General features: G+C 74.6%; 1 protein-coding gene. It reads right to left on the bottom strand.

What is annotated here, in order from left to right:
• Positions 1 to 1,795: MinD/ParA family protein (locus G3I53_RS17965; RefSeq protein ID WP_164438555.1), on the bottom strand; the 1,795-nt coding region annotated here is incomplete at both ends.

Here is a 1,795-nt window from a genome sequence, read left to right as displayed (position 1 = left end):
CGGATGGCCCGCCTGCGGCGGGACCGGCGGCTGCCCGGGCTGCCCGGGAGGCTGCGCCTGGGGGTGGCCGGGCGATGCCTGGTGGGCGTGCGGCGGGGGGCCCTGCGGGTTCGGCTGGGCATGGGGGGTCGGCTGGGCGGGGGGCTGGGGCTGTGCGTACGGCTGGTGGGGGTACGGTGCCGGCCCGCCCGGGGCCGGTGGCCCGCCGGGCATCTGCCGGCCGGGCATCGGAGGCTGACCGGGGACCTGCGGTTGCCCTGGCACCTGGGGCTGACCGGGGATGTGGTGCTGCCCAGGAACCTGCGCTTGGCCCGGTACCTGCGGTTGCCCCGGGACCTGGGGCTGCCCCGGGTACGGCTGGCCGGGGGGCATCTGGCCGGGGACGGAGTGGCCCGGCAGCGGAGGGGCGGCCACCGGCGGCGGGTTGCCGTCGGAGGTCCACAGGCCGTGGGACTGCTGGTGCCGGACGAAGTCCTCGGCGACGAGCGCCGCCAGGTTGAAGTAGGCCTCCCGCACCTTCGGCCGCATCATGTCCAGGTCGACCTCCGCACCGGCGGCCAGGTGCTCGTCGAACGGCACCACGACCACTCCGCGGCAGCGCGTCCGGAAGTGCGAAACGATGTCGTCGACCTTGATCATCTTGCCGGTCTCGCGCACCCCGGAGATGACCGTCAGGGACCGGGACACCAGCTCCGCGTACCCGTGCGCCGACAGCCAGTCCAGCGTCGTGCTGGCACTGGACGCGCCGTCCACACTCGGCGTGGAGATGATGATGAGCTGGTCGGCGAGGTCCAGCACCCCGCGCATCGCGCTGTAGAGGAGACCGGTGCCGGAGTCGGTCAGGATGACCGGGTACTGCCGGCCCAGCACGTCGATGGCGCGCCGGTAGTCCTCGTCGTTGAACGTCGTGGACACCGCCGGGTCCACGTCGTTGGCGATGATCTCCAGCCCCGAGGACGCCTGGGAGGTGAACCTCCGGATGTCCATGTACGAGTTGAGGTACGGGATCGCCTGGACCAGGTCACGGATCGTCGCCCCGGTCTCCCGCCGCACGCGTCGGCCGAGCGTGCCGGCGTCGGGGTTGGCGTCGATCGCGAGGATCTTGTCCTGCCGCTCGCTGGCCAGCGTGGACCCCAGCGCGGTGGTGGTGGTCGTCTTGCCGACGCCGCCCTTCAGGCTGATGACGGCGATGCGGTAGCAGGACAGCACCGGGGTCCGGATCAGCTCCAGCTTGCGCTGCCGCTCCGCCTCCTCCTTCTTGCCGCCCAGCTTGAACCGCGAGCCTCCGGCCGCGGGCCTGCTGCTTTTCGCCTTCTGCCGCTTGCTGTTGAGCAGCCGGTCGGAGGACAGCTCGACGGCCGCCGTGTAACCGAGCGGTGCCGCGCCCGGATTGGTGGGCTGCCGCTGGTCGTGCTGGACGGGCTGCGGCCAGGCGGCCCCGACGCGGGGGTCGACGGGCGGCTGCCCCGGCTGCTGTTCCGGCTGGTGCCCCTGCGGCGGGACCCCCGGGTGCTGCGGACCGCCCTGGCCCTGGCCCGGGCCCTGGGGTGCCTGCCCCGGCCCCTGCTGGGCGGGCTGTGCCTGAGGGGGCTGTGCCTGAGCGGGCTGTGCCTGGGGGTGCGGCTGCGGGGGCTGCTGGTGCGGGAAGCCGTAACCGCCGGGCTGCGCCGGGGGAGTCGGCGCGGGACCGGGCTGAGGGACGCCCTGGGGACCGGACTGAGGGCCGCCCTGGGGACCCGGGTGCGGGAAGCCGTAACCGGCCGGGGCGCCGGGGCCGGGCGCACCGGCCTGCGGG

Origin of the sequence: Streptomyces sp. SID14436, assembly GCF_010548465.1 — a bacterium.
Lineage (GTDB): Bacteria > Actinomycetota > Actinomycetes > Streptomycetales > Streptomycetaceae > Streptomyces.
This window is presented reverse-complemented; position numbering and strand designations above follow the sequence as displayed.